Annotated in this window: 24 protein-coding genes; 14 read left to right on the top strand and 10 right to left on the bottom strand. The window is 70.2% G+C overall.

The window, feature by feature from the left end; all coding sequences use genetic code 11:
• Positions 1-19: 19 nt before the first annotated feature.
• From ACY0MJ_RS07130 to ACY0MJ_RS07110, 5 genes are read right to left on the bottom strand one after another with little or no spacing between them, the layout of a single operon-like run.
• Positions 20-553 (bottom strand): PilX N-terminal domain-containing pilus assembly protein, encoded by a 534-nt coding sequence (locus ACY0MJ_RS07130; RefSeq protein ID WP_462637653.1) that lies wholly within the window; start codon positions 551-553, stop codon positions 20-22.
• Complete coding sequence (locus ACY0MJ_RS07125; protein WP_462637652.1) at positions 550-1,626, bottom strand: PilW family protein; 1,077 nt, start codon at positions 1,624-1,626, stop codon at positions 550-552. The genes ACY0MJ_RS07130 and ACY0MJ_RS07125 overlap by 4 nt, the downstream gene beginning before the upstream one ends.
• A 2-nt stretch (positions 1,627-1,628) precedes the next feature.
• The gene (pilV, locus tag ACY0MJ_RS07120) at positions 1,629-2,204 is read right to left on the bottom strand and encodes a type IV pilus modification protein PilV (protein WP_462637650.1); all 576 of its coding nucleotides are present in this window, start codon (positions 2,202-2,204) and stop codon (positions 1,629-1,631) included.
• Positions 2,201-2,668 carry a GspH/FimT family pseudopilin gene (locus ACY0MJ_RS07115; protein ID WP_462637649.1) on the bottom strand — a complete coding sequence of 156 codons (468 nt, stop codon included), beginning with the start codon at positions 2,666-2,668 and terminating at the stop codon, positions 2,201-2,203. The genes pilV and ACY0MJ_RS07115 overlap by 4 nt, the downstream gene beginning before the upstream one ends.
• An 11-nt stretch (positions 2,669-2,679) precedes the next feature.
• On the bottom strand, positions 2,680-3,087 hold the full coding sequence (locus tag ACY0MJ_RS07110; RefSeq protein WP_462637648.1) for a type IV pilin protein: 408 nt from the start codon (positions 3,085-3,087) through the stop codon (positions 2,680-2,682).
• A 138-nt stretch (positions 3,088-3,225) separates the two neighbouring features.
• Here ACY0MJ_RS07110 and ribD point away from each other — a divergent pair, with 138 nt between their 5' ends.
• From ribD to tolA, 10 genes are all read left to right on the top strand, one after another.
• Positions 3,226-4,338 carry a bifunctional diaminohydroxyphosphoribosylaminopyrimidine deaminase/5-amino-6-(5-phosphoribosylamino)uracil reductase RibD gene (ribD, locus tag ACY0MJ_RS07105; RefSeq protein WP_462637647.1) on the top strand — a complete coding sequence of 371 codons (1,113 nt, stop codon included), beginning with the start codon at positions 3,226-3,228 and terminating at the stop codon, positions 4,336-4,338.
• Between the two features lie 70 nt (positions 4,339-4,408).
• The gene (locus tag ACY0MJ_RS07100) at positions 4,409-5,038 is read left to right on the top strand and encodes a riboflavin synthase (RefSeq protein WP_462637646.1); all 630 of its coding nucleotides are present in this window, start codon (positions 4,409-4,411) and stop codon (positions 5,036-5,038) included.
• Positions 5,035-6,159 (top strand): bifunctional 3,4-dihydroxy-2-butanone-4-phosphate synthase/GTP cyclohydrolase II, encoded by a 1,125-nt coding sequence (gene ribBA / locus ACY0MJ_RS07095; protein WP_462637645.1) that lies wholly within the window; start codon positions 5,035-5,037, stop codon positions 6,157-6,159. Before ACY0MJ_RS07100 ends, ribBA begins: the two co-directional genes overlap by 4 nt.
• An 11-nt stretch (positions 6,160-6,170) precedes the next feature.
• Positions 6,171-6,635 (top strand): 6,7-dimethyl-8-ribityllumazine synthase, encoded by a 465-nt coding sequence (gene ribH / locus ACY0MJ_RS07090; protein WP_462637644.1) that lies wholly within the window; start codon positions 6,171-6,173, stop codon positions 6,633-6,635.
• Positions 6,632-7,108, top strand: coding sequence for a transcription antitermination factor NusB (nusB, locus tag ACY0MJ_RS07085; RefSeq protein WP_462637643.1), 477 nt, complete (start codon positions 6,632-6,634; stop codon positions 7,106-7,108). Before ribH ends, nusB begins: the two co-directional genes overlap by 4 nt.
• The gene (locus ACY0MJ_RS07080) at positions 7,108-8,292 is read left to right on the top strand and encodes a pyridoxal phosphate-dependent aminotransferase (RefSeq protein WP_462637642.1); all 1,185 of its coding nucleotides are present in this window, start codon (positions 7,108-7,110) and stop codon (positions 8,290-8,292) included. The genes nusB and ACY0MJ_RS07080 overlap by 1 nt, the downstream gene beginning before the upstream one ends.
• Complete coding sequence (gene ybgC, locus ACY0MJ_RS07075) at positions 8,289-8,687, top strand: tol-pal system-associated acyl-CoA thioesterase (RefSeq protein ID WP_462637641.1); 399 nt, start codon at positions 8,289-8,291, stop codon at positions 8,685-8,687. The genes ACY0MJ_RS07080 and ybgC overlap by 4 nt, the downstream gene beginning before the upstream one ends.
• A gap of 4 nt (positions 8,688-8,691) precedes the next feature.
• Positions 8,692-9,390: a protein TolQ gene (gene tolQ / locus ACY0MJ_RS07070; protein WP_462637640.1), complete on the top strand. Its 699-nt coding sequence runs from the start codon at positions 8,692-8,694 to the stop codon at positions 9,388-9,390.
• Positions 9,390-9,815 carry a biopolymer transporter ExbD gene (locus tag ACY0MJ_RS07065; RefSeq protein ID WP_462637639.1) on the top strand — a complete coding sequence of 142 codons (426 nt, stop codon included), beginning with the start codon at positions 9,390-9,392 and terminating at the stop codon, positions 9,813-9,815. The genes tolQ and ACY0MJ_RS07065 overlap by 1 nt, the downstream gene beginning before the upstream one ends.
• Before the next feature lie 6 nt (positions 9,816-9,821).
• The gene (gene tolA / locus ACY0MJ_RS07060) at positions 9,822-10,775 is read left to right on the top strand and encodes a cell envelope integrity protein TolA (RefSeq protein WP_462637638.1); all 954 of its coding nucleotides are present in this window, start codon (positions 9,822-9,824) and stop codon (positions 10,773-10,775) included.
• Here the strand turns inward: tolA and dnaE are convergent.
• Positions 10,772-14,242: a DNA polymerase III subunit alpha gene (gene dnaE / locus ACY0MJ_RS07055; RefSeq protein ID WP_462637637.1), complete on the bottom strand. Its 3,471-nt coding sequence runs from the start codon at positions 14,240-14,242 to the stop codon at positions 10,772-10,774. The genes tolA and dnaE overlap by 4 nt on opposite strands.
• Before the next feature lie 103 nt (positions 14,243-14,345).
• On the opposite strand from dnaE, the gene ACY0MJ_RS07050 reads away from it, so the two are divergent.
• The gene (locus ACY0MJ_RS07050) at positions 14,346-14,846 is read left to right on the top strand and encodes a pyridoxamine 5'-phosphate oxidase family protein (RefSeq protein ID WP_462637636.1); all 501 of its coding nucleotides are present in this window, start codon (positions 14,346-14,348) and stop codon (positions 14,844-14,846) included.
• Between the two features lie 15 nt (positions 14,847-14,861).
• Here ACY0MJ_RS07050 and ACY0MJ_RS07045 read toward each other — a convergent pair whose 3' ends face one another.
• From ACY0MJ_RS07045 to ACY0MJ_RS07030, 4 genes are read right to left on the bottom strand one after another with little or no spacing between them, the layout of a single operon-like run.
• Positions 14,862-15,761, bottom strand: a complete 900-nt coding sequence (locus ACY0MJ_RS07045) for a pirin family protein (protein WP_462637635.1) — start codon at positions 15,759-15,761, stop codon at positions 14,862-14,864.
• Between the two features lie 9 nt (positions 15,762-15,770).
• Positions 15,771-16,325, bottom strand: a complete 555-nt coding sequence (locus ACY0MJ_RS07040) for a flavodoxin family protein (protein WP_462637634.1) — start codon at positions 16,323-16,325, stop codon at positions 15,771-15,773.
• Positions 16,326-16,328: 3 nt separating this feature from the next.
• Positions 16,329-16,790 (bottom strand): DoxX family protein, encoded by a 462-nt coding sequence (locus tag ACY0MJ_RS07035; RefSeq protein ID WP_462637633.1) that lies wholly within the window; start codon positions 16,788-16,790, stop codon positions 16,329-16,331.
• 35 nt (positions 16,791-16,825) lie between these two features.
• Positions 16,826-17,530: a pirin family protein gene (locus ACY0MJ_RS07030; protein WP_462637632.1), complete on the bottom strand. Its 705-nt coding sequence runs from the start codon at positions 17,528-17,530 to the stop codon at positions 16,826-16,828.
• Between the two features lie 84 nt (positions 17,531-17,614).
• Between ACY0MJ_RS07030 and ACY0MJ_RS07025 the strand changes: the two genes are divergently transcribed.
• The 3 genes from ACY0MJ_RS07025 to trmB are packed head-to-tail and all read left to right on the top strand — an operon-like array spanning position 17,615 to position 20,137.
• On the top strand, positions 17,615-18,559 hold the full coding sequence (locus ACY0MJ_RS07025) for a LysR family transcriptional regulator (protein WP_462637631.1): 945 nt from the start codon (positions 17,615-17,617) through the stop codon (positions 18,557-18,559).
• Between the two features lie 4 nt (positions 18,560-18,563).
• A complete protein-coding gene (gene gluQRS, locus ACY0MJ_RS07020; protein ID WP_462637630.1) occupies positions 18,564-19,439 on the top strand; it encodes a tRNA glutamyl-Q(34) synthetase GluQRS in 876 nt (291 codons plus the stop codon).
• Positions 19,436-20,137, top strand: a complete 702-nt coding sequence (gene trmB / locus ACY0MJ_RS07015) for a tRNA (guanosine(46)-N7)-methyltransferase TrmB (RefSeq protein WP_462637629.1) — start codon at positions 19,436-19,438, stop codon at positions 20,135-20,137. The genes gluQRS and trmB overlap by 4 nt, the downstream gene beginning before the upstream one ends.
• The last annotated feature ends 1 nt before the right edge of the window (position 20,138 follow it).

Genomic DNA, 20,138 nt, shown 5'->3' with positions numbered 1-20,138 from the left:
CCCTTGCGGGCCTGCAAGATCACGGGCATTGCACCTCGGCTCCCACACGCACGGAGACGCCTTGCAGCAGCGTCGCCTTGCTCCCTGACCTGTCGTCGTCGACATCCGCCTGGATGTCCCATTGCTGGTCCTTGCAGGCGGTGGGGCTGGTGGTCAGCGTGTTGTTCGTGGTCACCAGCTTCTCGGTATCCGCGGTTTCGAAGCAGGCCAGGTCGCCCGTCTTGGTCGGGTCCAGGTCCGCGTTGTTGATCGGCTTGTTGTAGAGGCAGCCCGGCTTGCTGACGGCCACCGTGTAGGTGCCGCCACCCGTGGAGATGGTCGGGCTCTGGCTCGTGATGGTGCTGATGTTCGGCGACGTGTTGATCGTCTGGATCATCGACTCCAGCGCCACCTGCGCGGCGGAGACCGCCTCGGTCTCGGCCTGCACGTTGCCGGTGATCTTCAGGTTGATGTTGCCGAAGCGGATGGCCGACGCGACGATCAGCGTCAGCACCACCAGCATCACCAGCGCGACGACCAGCGTCATGCCCGCCTGGCGGCGTTGCCCGTTCATGGCTGCCTCCTGCCGCTGGGATTGACCAGGCGCACCGACTGCACGAAGGCGTGGCGCTTGTAGGCGTCGTTCTTGGGGCCGAACGCGGGGGAGGTTCCCATGTCGTAGGTCTTGTCGTCCGTGTAATCGGGGGACTTCTCCAGGCTGCGCGCCACCAGGTGGATGCGCAGGGCCATCACGTCGCCCATGTTCAGGTGCGTGAGGGCGCTGCCGTCCACGTCGCTGTCGGGGGCGCCGTCGCTGTCGGTGTCCAGGCCGTAGTCGATCTGCAGCGTGTCGATGCCTTCGGCGATGGTGACCGGGTCCGACCAGGCGGCGGCGCCGGACTCGGCCGCCAATTCGATCATCTTGAGCGTCGGGATCGGGTTGCCGTTGTCGCCGGCCGTGCAGCTGCCGGAGACCTGCACGCTGCATTTCGAGACGTAGTAGATGTGGGCCAGCACCCGGCGCACGGTCGCGGTGGTCACCTTGTCCTTGCGCTTCAGCGGGAAGTTGGTCGCGTTGGTCGTCGCGTCGGCGCCCAGGTGCATGGTGGACGCGAAGGCGGTGCCCGCGGTGTTCAGGCCCGTCTGCAGGTACGGCTGGCCCTCCACCAGCTTGCCGAGGTCCGGCAGGCCGCCGGTTTCCAGGGCGCTCGTGTCCGGGTCGGCGTGGCGGATCACCAGGATGTCGGTGCCGGGCAGCTGCTCCTTGACGCAGGAGGGCACGGCGCCGGAGGCCGGCGCGTCGAAACCCTGGATGTGCAGCTGCGTCGCCGCCTCGATGTCGGCGAGGGCCAGGCTGCACGGATCCGGCAGCGCCGTCAGCGCCGCCGTGGTCGGCACGCCATTGAGTTCGCCCCAGTAGCCGGCCAGCTGGATGTCGTCGGCCATCGCGCGGATCGCGTAGCGGCCGTTCTCGATCATGCGGCCGGCCCGGTCCACTTCGGCGCGGTTGCCGCTCTGCGAGGCGATGAGCGCGGCGATCGCGGCCACCATCAGCAGGCCGATGGTGATCGAGACCATGAACTCGATCAGGGTCAGGCCGCGCTGGCGGCTGCGCAAGGTCGGCTGGGAGGTCCGGAAGGAATTCATGATCAGCTCGCCACCGCCGGCAGGACGGTGATGCTCACGGCACGGCGCTGCGCGTCGTCCGAACCATAGGAACCGGTGCCGCAGGTGATGCCGGCCGGCGGCGCGCCGGCGGCCTGGCTGCCCTGCCACGCCACGCTGACCTGGAAGATCCCGGTGGCCGCGTCCTTCTGGATGCAGCCGCGGGCGCCCAGCATGGCGCCGACGTTCGAGCCGCCGCCGCTGGTTTCGGCACTGCCCTTCAGCAGGCTGTCCCACGCCTCCAGGTCCTCGTCGGCACGGGCCTGCTGGGTGCCGCTGCCGACGCCGCACGGCGGGATGGTGGGAGAACCCGTGCCCAGCGTGACCGCCACCGCGTAGCAGTCCGCCGCCACGCGGTTCGAGTTGATCCGGGCGGCCATGTCCTGCACCAGCAGCATCGCCTGGGCGCGCTGGTAGGACTCCAGCTGCGCCCGCTGGCTCTGGATCATCACGCCGATGAGCCCCAGCAGGCCGACCATCAGGATGATCAGCGCGACCAGGATCTCGATCAGGGTGGCGCCGCGCTGCCCGTGCAGCGGGCGGGGAGAAGGCGTGCTCATGGTGTCGGGCAGCTGGTGCTGGTCGTGTTCGGGACGCCGTCGCTGCGGATCGTCAGGCAGCGGACCTGCTTGGTATGGGCCGTGGCGAACTCGAAGCTGAGCGTCGTCGCCGGATCCAGGCGGCCATTGCCCTGGTACGACACCGCGGTCGTCGTCGACGGGTCGATCGGGGTGATGTCCACCGTCCCGAGCGAGCCCTGGGTCGACAGCGTCGTGCCCCCGCTCGCCACGGTCCAGCCGTTGCTCCAGCTGCCACCGGTCTGCGCCATCGTGACCGTCGCGTTGCGCTTGACGGCCTCGCTGCGGGCCAGCAGCAGCGCCGCGGCGAAGTCGAAGGCGGCGCCCTTGACCTTCTGGGTGGCCGTGAACTCGCGGAAGGACGGGATCCCGATGCCCATCAGGACCGCCGCGACCGTGAGCACCACGATCAGCTCGATCAGGGTGAAGCCGGACTGCCTGCGCACGACGGGCTCCCTCACCAGCAGTCGGCCGCGCCGCCGCTGGCCTCCTTTTCGCCGGTGTTCTTGAGCGTCAGCGTGCCGCACTTGCTGTCGTTGCCGATCTGGGCTCCCTTGGGGGTCGCCGTGAAGGAGTAGGTCGGGGGCGTCGCGGCGCTGTCGGCCGTGACGGTGATGTCGTAGGCGGAGGCCACGTCGGGCGGAACGGCGACCTTCAGGTCGGCCAGGGAGGTGGCGTAGCTGCGGGCGTTGAGCATGTACTGCTCCTGCCGGCTCGCCGCGGTCTGCATGATCGCCTGCGCGGCCGCGCGCTTGCCGCGGGCCACGTACCGGGTGTACGACGGATACGCGATCGACGCCAGGATGGCCACGATCGCCACCGTGATCATCAGCTCGATCAGCGTGAAGCCGCGCTGGGTTTTCAATGCTCTCTCCTGGTCCCGGAATGCTCGAATGGTCGCAACCTTATCGGACCCCCAGTTGGCATGCCATCGGGTGGGGACAACCGGTCGGATACGCAGCCCGAAAGGTGGAGCGGCCGCCGCATGGATGAGAATGGGGGGATGAACGCGCACGATCGCTGGCTCTGCAGGGCGCTCGAACTCGCGCGCCGCGCCGTCGGCCACACCGAACCGAACCCTCGCGTCGGCTGCGTTCTCGTGTCCGCCGACGGCACGCGCGCGCTGGGCGAAGGACACACGCAGCCGGCGGGCCAGGCGCACGCGGAGGTCGCGGCGTTGCGCGACGCTGCGGCGCGCGGCGAAGACGTGCGCGGCGCCACCGCGTACGTGACGCTCGAGCCCTGCGCCCACCACGGCCGCACCGGTCCCTGCTGCGACGCGCTCGTGGCCGCCGGCATCGGCCGCGTCGTCGCATCGCTCGCCGACCCCAATCCGCTGGTGGCCGGACAGGGCTTCGCCCGCTTGCGCGCCGCCGGCGTCGCCGTGGAGGTGGGGCCCGGCGCGGCCGAGGCACGCGCCCTCAACATCGGCTTCCTCAGCCGCATGGTGCGCGGGCGCCCTTGGGTGCGGATGAAGATCGCGGCATCGCTCGACGGCCAGACCGCGCTGGCGAACGGGCAGAGCCAGTGGATCACGGGCGAGGCGGCGCGCGCGGACGGCCACGCCTGGCGCGCCCGCGCCGGCGCGCTGCTCACCGGCATCGGCACGGTGCTGGAGGACGACCCGCGCCTCGACGTGCGCCTGGCGCCGGTCGGCAGCCAGCCGCCCCTGGTCGTCGTCGACAGCCGCCTGCAGTCCCCGGCGACGGCGGCGCTGTTCGACGTGCCCGGGCGGCCGGTGTGGATCTACGCCGCGGAACGGCATCCGAAGGCGGAGGAGCAGCTGCTCGCGCGCGGCGCGACCGTCACCCACCTGCCCGGCGCCGGCCACAAGGTGGACCTGGAAGCGCTGCTGAAGGACCTCGCGGGACGCGGCGTCAACGAACTGCACGTGGAAGCCGGGTTCAAGCTCAACGGCTCGCTGCTGCGCGAGGGACTGGTGGACGAATTCCTGGTCTACCTCGCGCCGAAGCTGCTCGGGACGGGGCAAGGCATGGTGAACATCGGGCCTCTGGCGGGGCTGGACGAGGCGGTGGGACTGGAGTTCGAGAGCGTGGAACGGGTGGGGGCGGACCTGCGGATCCTCGCCCGGATCCCCGGCCGCGCCGACTTCTAGCCACCGCCCTCACCCCGGCCCTCTCCCGCGAGCGGGAGAGGGGGCCTGAAGAACCTGCGAAAATGCCGGAATGTTCACCGGCATCATCACCGGCGTCGGGCGTATCGCCGCCATCGACGACCTCGGATCTTCCCAGCAGCACGGCAAGCGGCTCACCGTCACGGCGCCGGCCGGCTACCTGGACGATGTGGGGCTGGGGGACAGCATCGCGCTCAACGGCGCCTGCATGACGGTGACCTCGCTCGACGCCAACGCGGGCCACTTCACGATCGACATCTCCGCCGAATCCCTGGACAAGACCGCGGGCCTGGACCAGCCGGGCGCCGTCAACCTGGAAAAGGCCCTGCGCCCCCAGGACCGCCTGGGCGGCCACCTCGTGTCCGGCCACGTGGACGGCGTCGGCCGCGTGCTGAAGATGGAAGCCGTGGGCGAGAGCTGGGAGCTGCGCATCCTCGCGCCGAAAACACTCTCGAAATACCTGGCGTACAAGGGCTCGATCACCGTCAACGGCGTCAGCCTCACCGTCAACAGCATCGCCGACACCGCCGAAGGCACCGAGCTGAGCATCAACCTCATCCCCCATACCGTGCAGAACACCGCCCTCCACGCCCTCCAGCCCGGCGCGCGCGTCAACCTGGAAATCGACCTGATCGCCCGCTACGTCGAGCGCATGCTGGGCACGCAGGGGACGCAGCCATGAACGCCCGCGCGCCCGTGCCGGTCGCGCCGGTCGAGGAAATCGTCGCCGAGATCCAGGCCGGCCGGATGGTCATCCTCGTCGACGAGGAAGACCGCGAGAACGAAGGCGACCTGGTGCTCGCCGCCGAACACGTCACGCCCGAGGCGATCAACTTCATGGCCCGCTTCGGCCGCGGCCTCGTGTGCCTCACCCTCACGCGCGAACGCTGCGAACGCCTGCGCCTGCCGCCCATGGTGGCGCGCAACGGCACGAAGATGGGCACCGCCTTCACGGTGTCGATCGAGGCCGCCGAAGGCGTCACGACCGGCATCTCCGCCGCCGACCGCGCCCGCACGGTGCAGGCCGCCGTCGCCCGCGACGCGAAGCCCGAGGACCTGGTGCAGCCCGGGCACATCTTCCCCCTGCAGGCCGTCGAAGGCGGCGTGCTGATGCGCGCCGGCCATACCGAGGCCGGCTGCGACCTCGCCGCCCTCGCCGGGCTGACGCCCGCGGCCGTGATCTGCGAGATCATGAAGGACGACGGCACCATGGCGCGGCTGCCGGACCTGCAGCTGTTCGCCGCCGAACACGGCCTGAAGATCGGCACGATCGCCGACCTGATCGGCTACCGCAGCCGCACCGAAACCCTCGTGCGCAAGCTCGGTTCGCGCCCGCTGGCCACGGCCTGGGGCGAATTCATCGCCCACGCCTGGAGCGACCAGCCCACGCAGGACCTCCACCTGGCGCTCGTGCGCGGCCAGTGGGAACCCGGCCAGGTGGTGCCCGTGCGCGTGCACGAGCCGCTGTCGGTGCTCGACGCCCTGGAAGTGGACCGCACGATGCACTCGTGGAGCCTCGACGCGAGCCTGAAGCACATCGCCGCCGCGGGCTGCGGCGTGGCGGTGCTGCTCAATTGCGGCGAGAGCGCGGCGCAGCTGCTGGAGCAGTTCCAGGGCACGGCGCGCGCCGCCCAGGCGCCCGAGCGCGGCCGCATGGACCTGCGCACCTACGGCATCGGCGCGCAGATCCTGCGCGAGTGCGGCGTGCGGAAGATGAACCTCATGGGCACGCCCCGGCGCATGCCCAGCATGGCCGGCTACGGCCTGGAAGTGGCGGGCTTCACGCCCCGCCCCACCCGCTGACAAGGAAAGCAATGTTCGGAGCAGACAAGGGCACGGCCGACCGGCTGGACGGCAAGGAGCTGGTGATCGGCATCGTGCAGGCGCGCTTCAACCAGGGCGTGACCAACGCGCTGGCCAAGGCCTGCTGGGACGAGCTGCTGGCGCGTGGCGTGCAGGAGCGCAACATCGAGCACGTGCAGGTGCCCGGGGCGCTGGAGGTGCCGGTGGCCCTGCAGGCCATGGCGGAGAAAGGCGGCTACGACGCGCTGATCGCGCTGGGCTGCATCATCCGCGGCGAGACCTACCACTTCGAGCTGGTGGCCAACGAATCGGCCGCCGGCGTGACCCGCATCGCGCTGGACTACCAGCTGCCGATCGCCAACGCCATCCTCACCACCGAGAACATGGACCAGGCGATCGCCCGCCAGCTGGAAAAGGGCCGCGACGCCGCCCAGGTCGCGATCGAGATGGCCAATCTGCTGGACGACATCGGATGACCGCCGCTCCCCGCAAGACCTCGGCCAAGCCGCCGCGCAGCCGCGCCCGCGAGTTCGCGGTGCAGGCCCTGTACCAGCACCTGGTGGGCCGGCAGGACCCGCAGTCCATCGACCAGTTCACGCGCGGCCTCTCGGGCTTCCACAAGGCCGACGCGGTGCACTACGACGCGCTGCTGCACGGCTGCATCCGCGAAGCGGCAGAACTCGACGCCTTGATCACGCCCCTGCTCGATCGCAAGCTGGCGGAGATCTCGCCCATCGAGCACGCCGTGATGTGGATCGGCGCCTACGAGTTCCTGCACGCGCCCGACGTCCCCTGGCGCGTCGTGCTGAACGAGTGCATCGAGCTGGCCAAGGAGTTCGGCGGCACCGACGGCCACAAGTACGTCAACGGCGTGCTCAACGGCCTGGCGCCGCAGCTGCGCGCGCCCGAGGTCGAGGCCGACCGCGCGGCCGGAAAGGCGCGGCCCTGATGAAGATCGCGCGCCGGGCCGAGCGGATCGAGCCGTTCTACGTGATGGAGGTGGCCAAGGCGGCCTCGCAGCTCGCGCGCGAGTTCGCGCACAGCGGCCGGCCCATGATCTTCCTGAACATCGGCGAGCCGGACTTCACGGCGCCGCCCCTGGTGCAGGAAGCGGCGCAGCGCGCGATCCGCGACGGCCGCACGCAGTACACCGACGCGACGGGCCTGGAGGCGCTGCGAGAACGCATCAGCGGCTGGTACGCCCAGCGCTTCGGCGTCGCGGTGCCGGCGCGCCGCATCGTCGTCACGGCCGGCGCATCGGCGGCCCTGCAGCTCGCCTGCCTGGCGCTGATCGAGGCCGGCGACGAGATCCTGATGCCGGACCCCAGCTATCCCTGCAACCGGCATTTCGTGAGCGCCGCCGAGGGCGACGCCGTGCTGATCCCCACGACGGCGGCCGAGCGCTACCAGCTCTCCGCCGCCAAGGTGCAGGAGCACTGGGGCCCCAAGACGCGCGGCGTGCTGCTGGCCTCGCCGTCCAACCCCACCGGCACCTCGATCCACCCGGACGAACTGCGCCGCATCCACGCCTTCGTGCAGTCGCGCGGCGGCATCACGCTGCTGGACGAGATCTACCTGGGCCTGTCGTACGAGGACACCTTCGGCCACACGGCGCTCGCCATCGACGACCAGGTGGTGAGCATCAACAGCTTCTCCAAGTACTTCAACATGACCGGCTGGCGCCTCGGCTGGATGGTCGTACCCGAGGCGCTGGTGCCGGCCGTGGAACGGCTTGCGCAGAACCTGTTCATCTGCCCCAGCACCGTGGCGCAGCACGCGGCGCTCGCCTGCTTCGAGGCGGAGAGCATCGCCGAATACGAGCGCCGGCGCGCCGAGTTCAAGGCCCGGCGCGACTGGTTCATCCCGCAGCTGCAGGCCATGGGCCTGCAGGTTCCCGTGATGCCCGATGGCGCCTTCTACGCCTGGGCCGACTGCAGCGAAGCGGCCGGGCGCCTGGGCGTGGAGGGCAGCTGGGACTTCGCCTTCGAGGCGATGAAGCGCGCCCACGTGGCCGTGACGCCCGGGCGCGACTTCGGCCATGCCGAGACCAGCCGCTTCATCCGCTTCTCCACAGCCAACTCGATGGCGCAGCTGCAGGAGGCGGCGGCGCGCCTGAAGGAGGTGCTGGGTTGAGCCGCGTGTTCACCTGGCCGGTGCGCGTCTACTGGGAAGACACCGATGCCGGCGGCATCGTCTTCTACGCCAACTACCTGAAGTTCTTCGAGCGCGCGCGCACCGAGTGGCTGCGTTCGCTGGGCGTGTCGCAGGGCGCGCTGAAGGAGCAAGGCGGCGGCATGTTCGTCGTGAGCGAAACTTCCGTACGCTATCTCGCCCCCGCGCGGCTCGATGACGAACTTCTTGTTACGGCCCAGCTGGAAGCCAGCGGCCGCGCGTCTCTCATAATCGAACAGCAGGCACGCCGGGGCGACACGTTGCTGGCCGCCGGGACGATCCGCATCGGGTGGGTCGATGCGGCCACGCTGCGTCCGGGGCGCATCCCGGACGCGATCCTCGCAGTCCTCCAATGAAAGCATGAACCAAGACCTCTCGATCCTGCAGCTGGTGCTGGGCGCCAGCCTGGTGGTGCAGCTGGTGATGCTGCTGCTGCTGGCGGTGTCCGTCACCAGCTGGGCGGCCATCTTCCGCAAGCTGTTCGCCCTGCGCCGCGTGAACTCCCTCAACGACGACTTCGAGCGCGAGTTCTGGTCCGGCACCAGCCTGAACGACCTGTTCTCGGCCGCCGCGCAGAACGCCAGGCAGGCCGGCCCCATGGAGCGCATCTTCGCCTCCGGCATGCGCGAGTACCAGAAGCTGCGCGAGCGCCGCATCGGCGACCCCGGCACGCTGCTCGATGGCGCGCGCCGCGCGATGCGCGCGAGCTTCCAGCGCGAGCTCGATGCGGTGGAGACGCACCTGTCCTTCCTGGCCTCGGTCGGCTCCGTCTCGCCCTACGTCGGCCTGTTCGGCACCGTGTGGGGGATCATGCACGCCTTCACCGGCCTGGGCGCGCTGCAGCAGGTGACGCTGGCCACCGTCGCCCCCGGCATCGCCGAGGCGCTGGTGGCGACGGCCCTGGGCCTGTTCGCGGCGATTCCCGCCGTGGTGGCCTACAACCGCTTCGCCCGCGACATCGACCGGGTGGCGATCAAGCTGGAGACCTTCATCGAGGAGTTCTCCAACATCCTCCAGCGCAACCTGGGCGCGCAGGCCGCCACCGCCTCGGGGCACTGATGCCGCACGTCGCCCAACGCGGCCGCGGCCGCCGCACCATGAACGAGATCAACATGGTCCCGTTCATCGACGTGATGCTGGTGCTGCTGATCATCTTCATGGTGACGGCGCCGCTGATCACGCCCAGCCTGATCGACCTGCCCACCGTGGGCAAGGCGGCGCGCCAGCCGGACAAGGTGGTGCAGGTGCTCGTGGCCAAGGACGAACACCTGGAGCTGAAGAACGGCGACAAGACGACGGCCCTCACGCTCAAGGAAATCGCGCCGGCCGTGCTGCAGGCGCAGTCGGGCCAGCCGCCGGGCAGCGTAGCCGTTGTGATCAGCGCCGACCGCAACGTGAAGTACGAAGTCGTCGTGAAGGTGATGGACACCCTGCAGCGCGCCGGCGTCCAGCGCGTCGGCCTGTCGGTGAACGTCGCGCGTTAAGTCCCCATGCCCGCCGCCGCCGACCGCATCGAATTCGCGCCCCCGCCGCAGCCGGGGCTGCTGCGCGCGTTCGCGCTGGCCGTGCTGGCGCACCTGCTGCTGTTCCTGATGCTCACGCAGGGCCTGCGCTGGCAGCGCGAGACGCAGGACGCCGCCGTGGAGGCGGAACTGTGGTCCTCGCTGCCGGTGGAGGCCGCGCCCAAGCCCGAACCCGCGCCGCCCGCGCCGCCCGCGCCCCCTGCCCCGCCGCCGGAGCCGCCCAAGCCCGTCGTGAAGGCGCCGCCCCAGCCCGACCCCGAGGCGCTGCGCCAGGCGCAGATCGCGCTGGAGCGCGAGAAGGCCAGGCAGGAGGAAGAAGAACGCAAGCAGGCGGAGCTGGAGCGCCAGCGCGAGGAGCGCCGCAAGGCCGCCGAGGCGAAGAAGAAGCACGAGGCGGAGCTCGCGAAGAAGAAGCGCGAGGAGGAACTCGCGAAGAAGAAGCGCGAGGAGGAGCTCGCGCGCAAGAAGGCCGAGGAGCAGCGGATCGCCGAGGCCAAGCGCAAGGAGGCCGAGGAGAAGAAGCGCAGGCAGGAAGAGCGCGAAGCGAAGCTGCGCGAGCAGATCCGCAAGGACACCATGAGCCGGATCCAGAACATGGCCGGCACCGGCGCGCCCGACGCCGCCGGCACGGCCGCGCGGTCGGCGGGCCCCTCCAAGAGCTGGGCCGGCCGCGTGATCGCCCGCGTGCGGCCCAACATCGTCTACACCGAGGTGCTCACCGGCAACCCGGAAGCGGTCGTGGAAGTGCGCATGGCGCCCGACGGCACGATCGTGGGCAAGCGGCTGAAGAAATCCAGCGGAAATCGCAGCTGGGACGACGCCGTGCTGCGCGCCCTGGACAAGACCGAGGTGCTGCCCCGGGATCCGGAGACCGGGCGCGTGCCGAACAGCGCCGAACTGGTCTTCCGCCCGAAGGACTAGTTTTCGTAGACGATCTGCGCCCGCCCCTGGTCGGCCTGCGCCATCCAGCTCGCCAGCGCCGCGTCGCTCGGGAAGAACTTCGCGTCCTCTCCCAGCTGCAGTTCCGCCACCGCCTCCTCCCGCTGCACCAGCAGCCGCACCCCCAGCCCGCGCACCAGCTCGCCCTGGTCCGACATCTCGCGCTTGGGCGGAAAGTCCTGCAGCAGGCGCTGGATGTCCGGCGCCGTGCCGTTGACGGCGACCTTGAGGTACTTGCCGAAGCGGCAGCGGGCCGTCGCCAGGTCCCAGATCTGCTGCACGTTCAGGCGGAAGCCGCCGGAGAAGCGGTCCGGCTGCAGCTTGGCCATGACGACCACCAGTTCGTCGTCCTTGAACCAGGCGCGCGCCGGGTTGAACACCGATTCGTCGGCCGCGGCCTCGATCACGTCGGTCTTGTCGTCCAGCTTGAACAGCGCCAGCTTGCCGCGCTGCCCGTTGATCACGCGCAGGTCGTTCACGATGCCCGCGAGCAGCAGCGGCTCGCGCGTGTCCACCAGCTCCTCGATCGTGCGCTTGCAGAAGCGCCGCACCTCGCGCTCCACCTCGTCGAAAAGGTGCCCCGAGAGGTAGAAGCCGATCGCCGTCTTCTCCTGCGCCAGGCGCTCCTTGACGCCCCAGGGCGTGGCTTCCACCAGGTCGGGCTCCTGCGTGCTGGCACCATAGGAGTCTTCGCCTCCCATGTCGAACAGGCCGCCCTGGTTGGCGTTGGCCTCGGCGGCGTTGGCGAAGTCGAAGGCGCGGTCGATCGACGCGACCAGCGAGGCGCGGTTCATCTGCAGCGTGTCGAAGGCGCCGGCCTTGATCAGCGCCTCCACGGTGCGCTTGTTGATGCGCGATCGGTCGACGCGGCAGCAGAAGTCGTAGATGCTCTTGAAGGCGCCGCCCTCCTCGCGCGCCGCGACGATCGCCTCGATCGCGGACTGGCCCGTGCCCTTGATCGCGCCCAGCCCGTAGCGGATCACCTTGTCCGAGATCGGCTCGAAGCGCCAGGTGCCGCGGTTCACGTCCGGCGGCTCGAAGGTGAGGCCGAAGCGCTTGACGGCGTCCTCGAACAACACCTTCAGCTTGTCGGTGTTGTCCATTTCGATCGTCATGTTGGCGCAGAAGAACTCCGCCGTGTAGTGCACCTTCAGCCAGGCCGTGTGGTAGGCCAGCAGCGAGTAGGCGGCCGCGTGCGACTTGTTGAAGCCGTAGCCCGCGAACTTCTCCATCAGGTCGAAGATCTCGTCGGCCTTCTCCTGCGGGATGCCGTGCGTCCTGGCGGCACCCGCGCGGAAGCGCTCGCGGTGCTCGGCCATTTCCTCGGCCTTCTTCTTGCCCATCGCGCGGCGCAGCAGGTCGGCGCCGCCGAGCGAGTAGCCGCCCAGGATCTGCGCCGTCTGCATCACCTGCTCCTGGTAGACCATGATCCCGTAGGTCTCGCCGAGCATGTCCGCCACCGCCGGGTGCGGAAACTCCACCGGCTCGCGCCCGTGCTTGCGGGCCACGAAGCTGGGGATCAGGTCCATCGGGCCCGGCCGGTACAGCGCGTTCAGGGCGATCAGGTCCTCCAGGCGCGTCGGCCGCGCGTCGCGCAGCATGCCCTGCATCCCGCGCGATTCGAACTGGAACACGGCCTCGGTCTTGCCGTCGGTGAACAGCTTGTAGGTCTGCGGGTCGTCCAGCGGCACCTTCTCGAAGGCGAAGTCCTCCTGGCCCGGGTGGCGCTGGACGATGAACTGGCGCGCGAGCTCCAGGATGGTCAGCGTCGCCAGGCCCAGGAAGTCGAACTTCACGAGGCCGGCCGCCTCGACGTCGTCCTTGTCGTACTGGCTCACGGCCGAATCGCTGCCCGGCTGCTGGTACAGGGGCGTGAAGTCGGTGAGCTTGCCCGGGGCGATCAGCACGCCGCCGGCGTGCATGCCGACGTTGCGCGTCATGCCTTCGAGCTTCTGCGCGAGGTCCAGCAGCGTCTTGACCTCGTCCTCGCGCTCGTAGCGCTCGGCCAGGATCGGCTCCTGCTTCAGCGCGTCGGCGATGGTGATGTGCGTGCCCGGCTTGTTCGGGATCAGCTTGCTGATGCCGTCGCAGAAGGTGTAGCTCATGTCGAGCACGCGGCCGACGTCGCGCACCGCCGCCCGCGCCGCCATCGTCCCGAAGGTGGCGATCTGGCTCACCGCGTCGCGCCCGTACTTCTCCTTCACGTATTCGATCACGCGGTCGCGGTTGCCTTGGCAGAAGTCGATGTCGAAGTCGGGCATCGACACCCGCTCGGGGTTCAGGAAACGCTCGAACAGCAGGTTGTACTGCAGCGGGTCGAGGTCGGTGATCTTCAGCGCGTAGGCGACCAGCGAGCCGGCGCCGGAGCCGCGGCCCGGGCCCACGGGGCAGGCGTTCTGCTTGGCCCAGTTGATGAAGTCGCCCACGATCAGGAAGTAGCCGGGGAAGCCCATCTTGAGGATGGTCCCGAGCTCGAACTCCAGCCGCTCCTCGTAGCGCGGGCGCTGCTTCTCGCGCTCGGCTTCGTTCGGGAACAGGTGGACCAGGCGCTCCTTCAGGCCCTCGTGCGAGGCGTAGCGGAAGTACTCCTCGATCGGCATGCCGTTGGGCGTGGGGAAGTTGGGCAGGCGCGGCTTGCCCAGTTCCAGCACGAGGTTGCAGCGGCGCGCGATCTCCAGCGTGTTGGCGATCGCCGAGGGGATGTCGGCGAACAGTTCCACCATCTGCGCGGCGGACTTGAAGTACTGCTCGCGCGTGAAGCGGCGCACCCGGCGCGGGTTGCCCAGGATCTCGCCCTCGGCGATGCACACGCGCGCCTCGTGCGCCTCGTAGTCGTCTTCCCTGGTGAACTGCACGGGGTGCGTGGCCACCACGGGGAGGTTCAGGCGCGCGGCCAGCTGCACCGCCGCCGCGACGTGGACCTCGTCCTCGTTGCGGCCGGCGCGCTGCAGCTCGATGTAGAAGCGGTGCGGGAAGATGCCGGCCAGCTGCAGCGCCAGCTCGGACGCGCGGCTCTCGTCGCCCTGCAGCAGGGCCTGGCCGACGGGGCCGGCCTGCGCGCCGGACAGCAGGATCAACCCCTCGCCCAGCTCCTGCAGCCATTCGACCTTGCAGACGGCCTGGGCGCGCACGACGTTGCGCGTCCAGCCCCGCGCCAGGATCTCGCAGAGGTTCAGGTAGCCGCGGTGGCTCTGCACCAGCAGCACGATGCGAGAGATGGCGGCCGGGTCCGTGCCCAGGCCCTGCAGCATCAGCTCGCAGCCGATCACGGGCTTCAGGCCGACGCCGCGGGCACCCTTGTAGAACTTGATCGCCCCGAACAGGTTGTTCAGGTCCGTGAGCCCCAGCGCCGGCTGGTGGTCGCCGGCGGCCGCCTTCACGATCTCGTCGATCCGGTTGGTGCCGTCGACGACGGAGAATTCGCTGTGGAGGCGCAGGTGGACGAACATGCGTTCGATTGTAGGCCGCGGGCCCCCGGTGTCAGCCATCCCGCACAGCAGAAGGTTCACGGTTCCGGGTGACGGCCGGCCCGGCGGCGGCCAGCATGGGCGCATGAACGAAAGCAAGCACCACGAAATCCTGTGGGACCTGATCAAGGACACCCGCTTCTGCATGCTGTCGCATCGCCACGCGGACGGCACGCTGCACTCGCATCCGCTCACCACGCAGAACAAGACGCTGGAAGAGGACGCCTGCCTCTGGTTCTTCGTCTCGCGCAAGACCGAGCTGGGCCAGCGGCTGCAGGGGGACGGCAACGTCAACCTGGCCTACGCCAACCCGGACAAGGACACCTGGGTGTCGGTCACGGGCACGGCGCGCGTGCTGGAGGACGCCGCGAAGACGCGCGAGCTGTTCAACCCCATGGCCAAGGCGTGGTTCCCGGGCGGCCCGGAGGATCCCGACCTGCAGCTGGTGGAGATCCGCATCGACGAGGCCGAATACTGGAACGTCAAGGAGAACAAGCTGCTGCAGCTGCTCAAGATGGGCAAGGCGGCGGCCACGGGCCAGAAGCCGCGCAAGATGGGCGAGCACGAGGAAGTGAAGTTCCACTGAGCCCGCGGCGCGGGCTCAGGACATCGGCTCCGGCGGCTTGAAGCGCACCGGCGGCAGCGGGATGAACTCCTGGTCGTCGCCGGGGATGGTGCCCATGCGCATGGCCTCCCAGTCGGCGCTGGCCTGCAGGATGCGTTCCTTGCGGCTGGAGACGAAGTTCCACCACAGGTGGCGCGGCGCGTCGAGCGGATCGCCGCCGATCACGGCGAAGCGGGCTTCCTGCGCCGCGGTCACCCGGGCGCCCTGTCCCGGCGGGAGGACGGCCATCTCGCGCTCGGCGAGCGGCTCGCCATCGACCTGCACGGGACCGCGCACCGCATACACCGCCAGCTCCTGCGCCAGCGGTGGCAGTTCCATCGCGCCGCCGGCGGGCAGCGCCGCGTCGAGGTAGAGCGTGGGCGACAGCGCCGGCACCGGCGAGCGTTCGCCGAAGGCCTCGCCCACCAGCACGCGCACGCGCGCGTCGCCCACTTGGCGTTCGGGGATGGCATCGGCCGGCGTGTGCGAGAAGGAAGGATCCGTTTCCTCGTGCGCGAGTGGCAGCGCCGTCCACAGCTGCAGCCCGTGGTTCACGTAATTGGAATCTGACCCCAATTCCGGCTTCCGCTCCGAATGCACGATGCCGCGACCCGAGGTCATCCAGTTGATCGCGCCGGGCGCGATCAACTGCTGCGTGCCCAGGCTGTCGCGATGCATCATCGCGCCCTCGAAGAGGTAGGTGACGGTCGCGAGGCCGATGTGGGGGTGCGGGCGCACGTCGTGGCGTTCGCCCGGGCGCACCTCGGCGGGGCCGAAGTGGTCGAAGAAGATGAAGGGGCCGATGCTGCGGCGCTGCACGTGCGGGAGCAGGCGGCGGACCAGGAAGCCGCCGCCCAGGTCCTTCGGCGCGCCGCTCAGGCGTTGTGCGATGGGCATGGGCGCAGGTTAACGCTTCCAGCGCTCGGCCGCGGCGGCGATGCGCTGGCCGAACAGGCGCGCGGTCTCCAGGTCGCCGGGCGCCATCGCGTCGGCGCCGGCATCGGCCGGCGACTGCGCCATGGCGCCGCTGTACGACACCAGGTAGTTGGGATCGTCGCGCTTCGCCGCGCGCGTGTTGCTCGGCATCAGGCCTTGGCTCACCCAGACCATGCCGTGCTGCATGGCCAGCGTGAACAGGGTGACGAGCGTGTTGAACTTGTCGCCGCTCATGCCGGCGCTGTTGGTGAAGCCGGCGGCGAGCTTGTCCTTCCACTGCTGCGCGTACCAGGGGCGGGACGACGCGTCGGCGAATTTCTTGAACTGCCAGCTCACGCTGCCCATGTAGGTGGGCGCGCCGAACACGATCGCGTCGGCGGCGGCCAGGGTTTCCCAGCCGCCGGCCGGCAGGTTGCCATCGGCGTCGATGGCGAGCAGGCGGGCACCGGCGCCGTCCGCCACCGCCTGCGCCATGCGCTGCGTGTGCCCGTAGCCGGAGTGGTAGACGACGACGATGTCCGCCATGGATCAGACCGTGGCGCGGCGCCCGTCGATGCTCCAGCGGCCGGCGCCGAAGGCGGCGAAGGCGAGCAGGCCGGCGGCGATCGCCAGGTTCTTGGTGAAGTTCAGCTTCTGCATCATCTGCTGCGCTTCCGGCATCGCCCAGTAGTTGTGGAAGAAGAACGCGGCGACGACGGTGAACAGCGCCAGCGCGAGCGCGGCCCAGCGGGTCTTGAAGCCCACCAGCAGCATCAGGCCGCCGATCAGTTCGATGGCGAGGCCGATGGCCACCCCCACCTGCGGCATGGGCAGGCCGGCCGAGGTGGCGTAGCCCACCGTACCGGCGAAGCCGGCGATCTTGCCCCAGCCGGCGGGCACGAAGAACCAGGCGAGCACGATGCGCCCGATCAGCGCGAGCGTGTCCTGCAGTCCGGAAGCGGGCAAGGCGCCGCTGGGGGTGGTCAGGGTGGTGGTGGTGGCGGTGGCCATGGGTTCTCCTCTGTGGTGGAACGGTTGCAGAAAAATCAGTGCAGCGCCAGGTCGAAGACCAGCACCTCGGCGTCCTTGCCCTGCGCGAGCGAAACGGCGGTCTCGCCCTGCAGCTTGGCGGCGTCGCCGGCGGCCAGGCGCGTGCCGTTGACCTCCAGCTCGCCGCGCACCAGGTGCACGTAGGCGGCGCGCGTCGGGTCCAGCGGCAGCGTCGCGGATTCCGCCCCGTCGAACAGGCCGGCATACATCCGCGCGTCGGCGTGGATCAGCACGGAGCCTTCGGCGCCGTCGGGCGAGGCGACCAGGCGCAGCCTGCCGCGCTTCTCCTCGTCGCCGAAGCGCTTCTGTTCGTAGCCGGGCTCGATGCCGGTCACGTTGGGCTCGATCCAGATCTGCAGGAAGTGCGTCGTGCGGTCCTTCGCGTGGTTGAACTCGCTGTGCATCACGCCACTGCCGGCGCTCATGCGCTGCACGTCGCCGGGCGGGATGCCCTTGATGTTGCCCAGCGTGTCGCGGTGCGCCAGCTCGCCCGAGAGCACGTAGCTGATGATCTCCATGTCGCGGTGGCCGTGCGTGCCGAAGCCGGTGCCGGGGGCGATGCGGTCCTCGTTGATCACGCGCAGGTTGCCGAAGCCCATGTGCTCCGGGTCGTAGTAGCCCGCGAAGGAAAAGCTGTGGAACGACTTGAGCCAGCCATGGTCGGCATAGCCGCGGTCCTGGGATTTGCGAACACTCAGCATGGTCAATTCCTTTGAATGGATTCAAATGTAGGCGCCGCATGGCTCCTGACGTCCCCCCGGTTTTGATGGCATCATTCAAATGCTTTGAATCCTCGCGACGTCCTGACCCCCGATGCCCTGGGCCTCGTGCAGGCCGTGGCCGACCACGGCAGCTTCGCCGCGGCCGCCCGGCGGCTGGGCCTGGTGCCCAGCGCCGTGACCTACCGGATCCGGCAGCTGGAGGACGCGCTCGACGTCCTGCTGTTCGACCGCAGCTCGCGCCAGGCGCGCCTCACGGCGGCGGGCAACGAGCTGCTGTGCGCGGGCCAGCAGCTGCTGCAGGACATCGACGCGATGGCCAACCGCGTGCGGCGCGTCGCCACCGGCTGGGAGGCGGAGTTCACCGTCGCCGTCGACACGGCCCTGTCCTGTTCCACCGTGCTGGAACTCGCAGAGGCCTTCTACGCGCTCGCGCCCACCACGCGCCTGCGCCTGCGCGACGAGGCGCTGGCCGGCACGCTGGAGGCGCTGACCTCCGGCCGCGCCGACCTGGCGCTGGGCGTCCTGCTCGAACCGGGCACCACGCCGGGCGTGCAGAGCCATGACCTCGGCGACCTCGGCTTCGTCTTCTGCGTCGCCCCGCACCATCCGCTCGCGAGCGCGCCGGAGCCGATCCGCGACGAGGTGCTGGTGCGCCACCGCGCCGTCGCCGTGGCCGACACCACGCCGCAGCGCGGCCAGGCCATGACCTTCTCGCTGCTGCCGGGGCAGGACGTCTTCACCGTCGCCAACATGGCGGCCAAGCTCGATGCGCAGCTGCGCGGCATCGGCGGCGGCTTCCTGCCGGAGCCGCTCGCGCGCCCTTATCTCGAGAGCGGCCGCCTCGTCGCGCGCGAGCTCCAGCGCATCAGCCGGCGCGCCATCCGCCTGGGCTACGCCTGGCGCACCGGCGGCAACCTGGGACCGGGGCGCGCGCTGCAATGGTGGCTGGCGCAGCTGGAAAGCCCCGCCACGCGCGAGGCGCTGCTGCACCGCCATCGTCCCGCCTGAGGCCATGGCCGGCTACCGCGGACGTTTCGCGCCTTCGCCGACCGGGCCCCTGCACGCGGGTTCGCTGGTCGCGGCGCTGGCCAGCTGGCTCGATGCGCGCGCGCACGGCGGCACCTGGCTGGTGCGCATCGAGGACGTGGACACGCCCCGCTGCGTGCCCGGCGCGGACCAGGAGATCATGCGCCAGCTCGCCGCCTGCGGGCTGCAGCCGGACGAGCCGCCGCAATGGCAGTCGCGGCGCGGAGCGCTGTACCAGCAGGCGCTCGACCGGCTCGTGGCCGAAGGCCTGGCCTATCCCTGCGCCTGCTCGCGCAAGGACATCGCCGAAGCGCTGCACGCGCTGGGGCGCGAGCGCACGCGCCATGGGGAACTCGTGTATCCGGGCACCTGCCGCGAGGGCCTGCAGGGCAAGGCGGCGCGCGCCTGGCGCTTCCGCGTCGAGCCGGGCGTGCTCCCTTGGCAGGATCGCCGCCTCGGCGCACAGGCGCAGGACGTGGCGGCGGCCGTGGGCGACTTCGTGCTGAAGCGCGCGGACGGGCTGTTCGCGTACCAGCTGGCCGTGGTGGTGGACGACGCCGAGCAGCGCATCACCCACGTCGTGCGCGGCGAGGACCTCGCGGACAACACGCCGCGGCAGATCCTGCTGCAGCACGCGCTGGGTTTCTCCACGCCCGCCTACCTGCACACACCGCTGGTGCTGGGCGCCAACGGGGAGAAGCTCTCCAAGCAGAACGGCGCGGCGGCGCTGGAACTGCGCGACCCGCTTGCCGCGCTCGCGCAGGCCGCATCCGTGCTGGGCTTGCAGGTGCCTCCGGCCACCTCGCTGGCCGACTGGCTGGCCGCCGCCGTGCGCGCCTGGTCGGGGACAATCGGCACATGAGCGATCCCGAGAACACGCCCGAGAGCGTGCCCCCCCGGCGCGGCATCCGCAGCTTCGTGCTGCGCACCGGCCGCACCACCACGGGCCAGGCCAAGGCCATCGAGACCCTGGGCCCGACGTACGTGCTGCCCTACCAGCCGCAGCCCGTCGACCTCGCGCAGGTGTTCGGCCGCGCGGCGCCCACGGTGCTGGAGATCGGCTTCGGCATGGGCGAGGCGACGGCGCACATCGCCGGGCTGCTGCCGGAGAAGAACTTCCTCTGCTGCGAAGTGCACACGCCGGGCGTCGGCGCCTTGCTCAAGCGCATCGGCGAACAGGGCCTCACGAACATCCGCATCGTGCAGCACGATGCGGTGGAGGTGCTGGAACACATGCTGCCGCCGGCGTCGCTCGCCGGCGTGCACATCTTCTTCCCCGATCCCTGGCACAAGGCGCGGCACAACAAGCGGCGGCTGGTGCAGCCGGCGTTCGTGGCGAAGCTGCTGCCGCGGCTGCAGCCGGGTGGATACATCCACTGCGCGACGGACTGGGAGCCGTATGCGCAGCAGATGCTGGAGGTGCTGTCGGCGGAGCCGGCGCTGCGCAACACGGCGGAGGGATTCGCGCCGAAGCCGGCCTACCGGCCGCTCACGAAGTTCGAGAACCGCGGCTTGAAGCTGGGCCACGGCGTGTGGGACGTGGTGTTCCGCAAGGTCTGAA

This window comes from Ramlibacter sp. bp-362, from assembly GCF_054956735.1.
The sequence above is the reverse complement of the archived record's forward strand: the minus strand, read 5'-3'. Positions and strand labels throughout refer to the sequence as shown.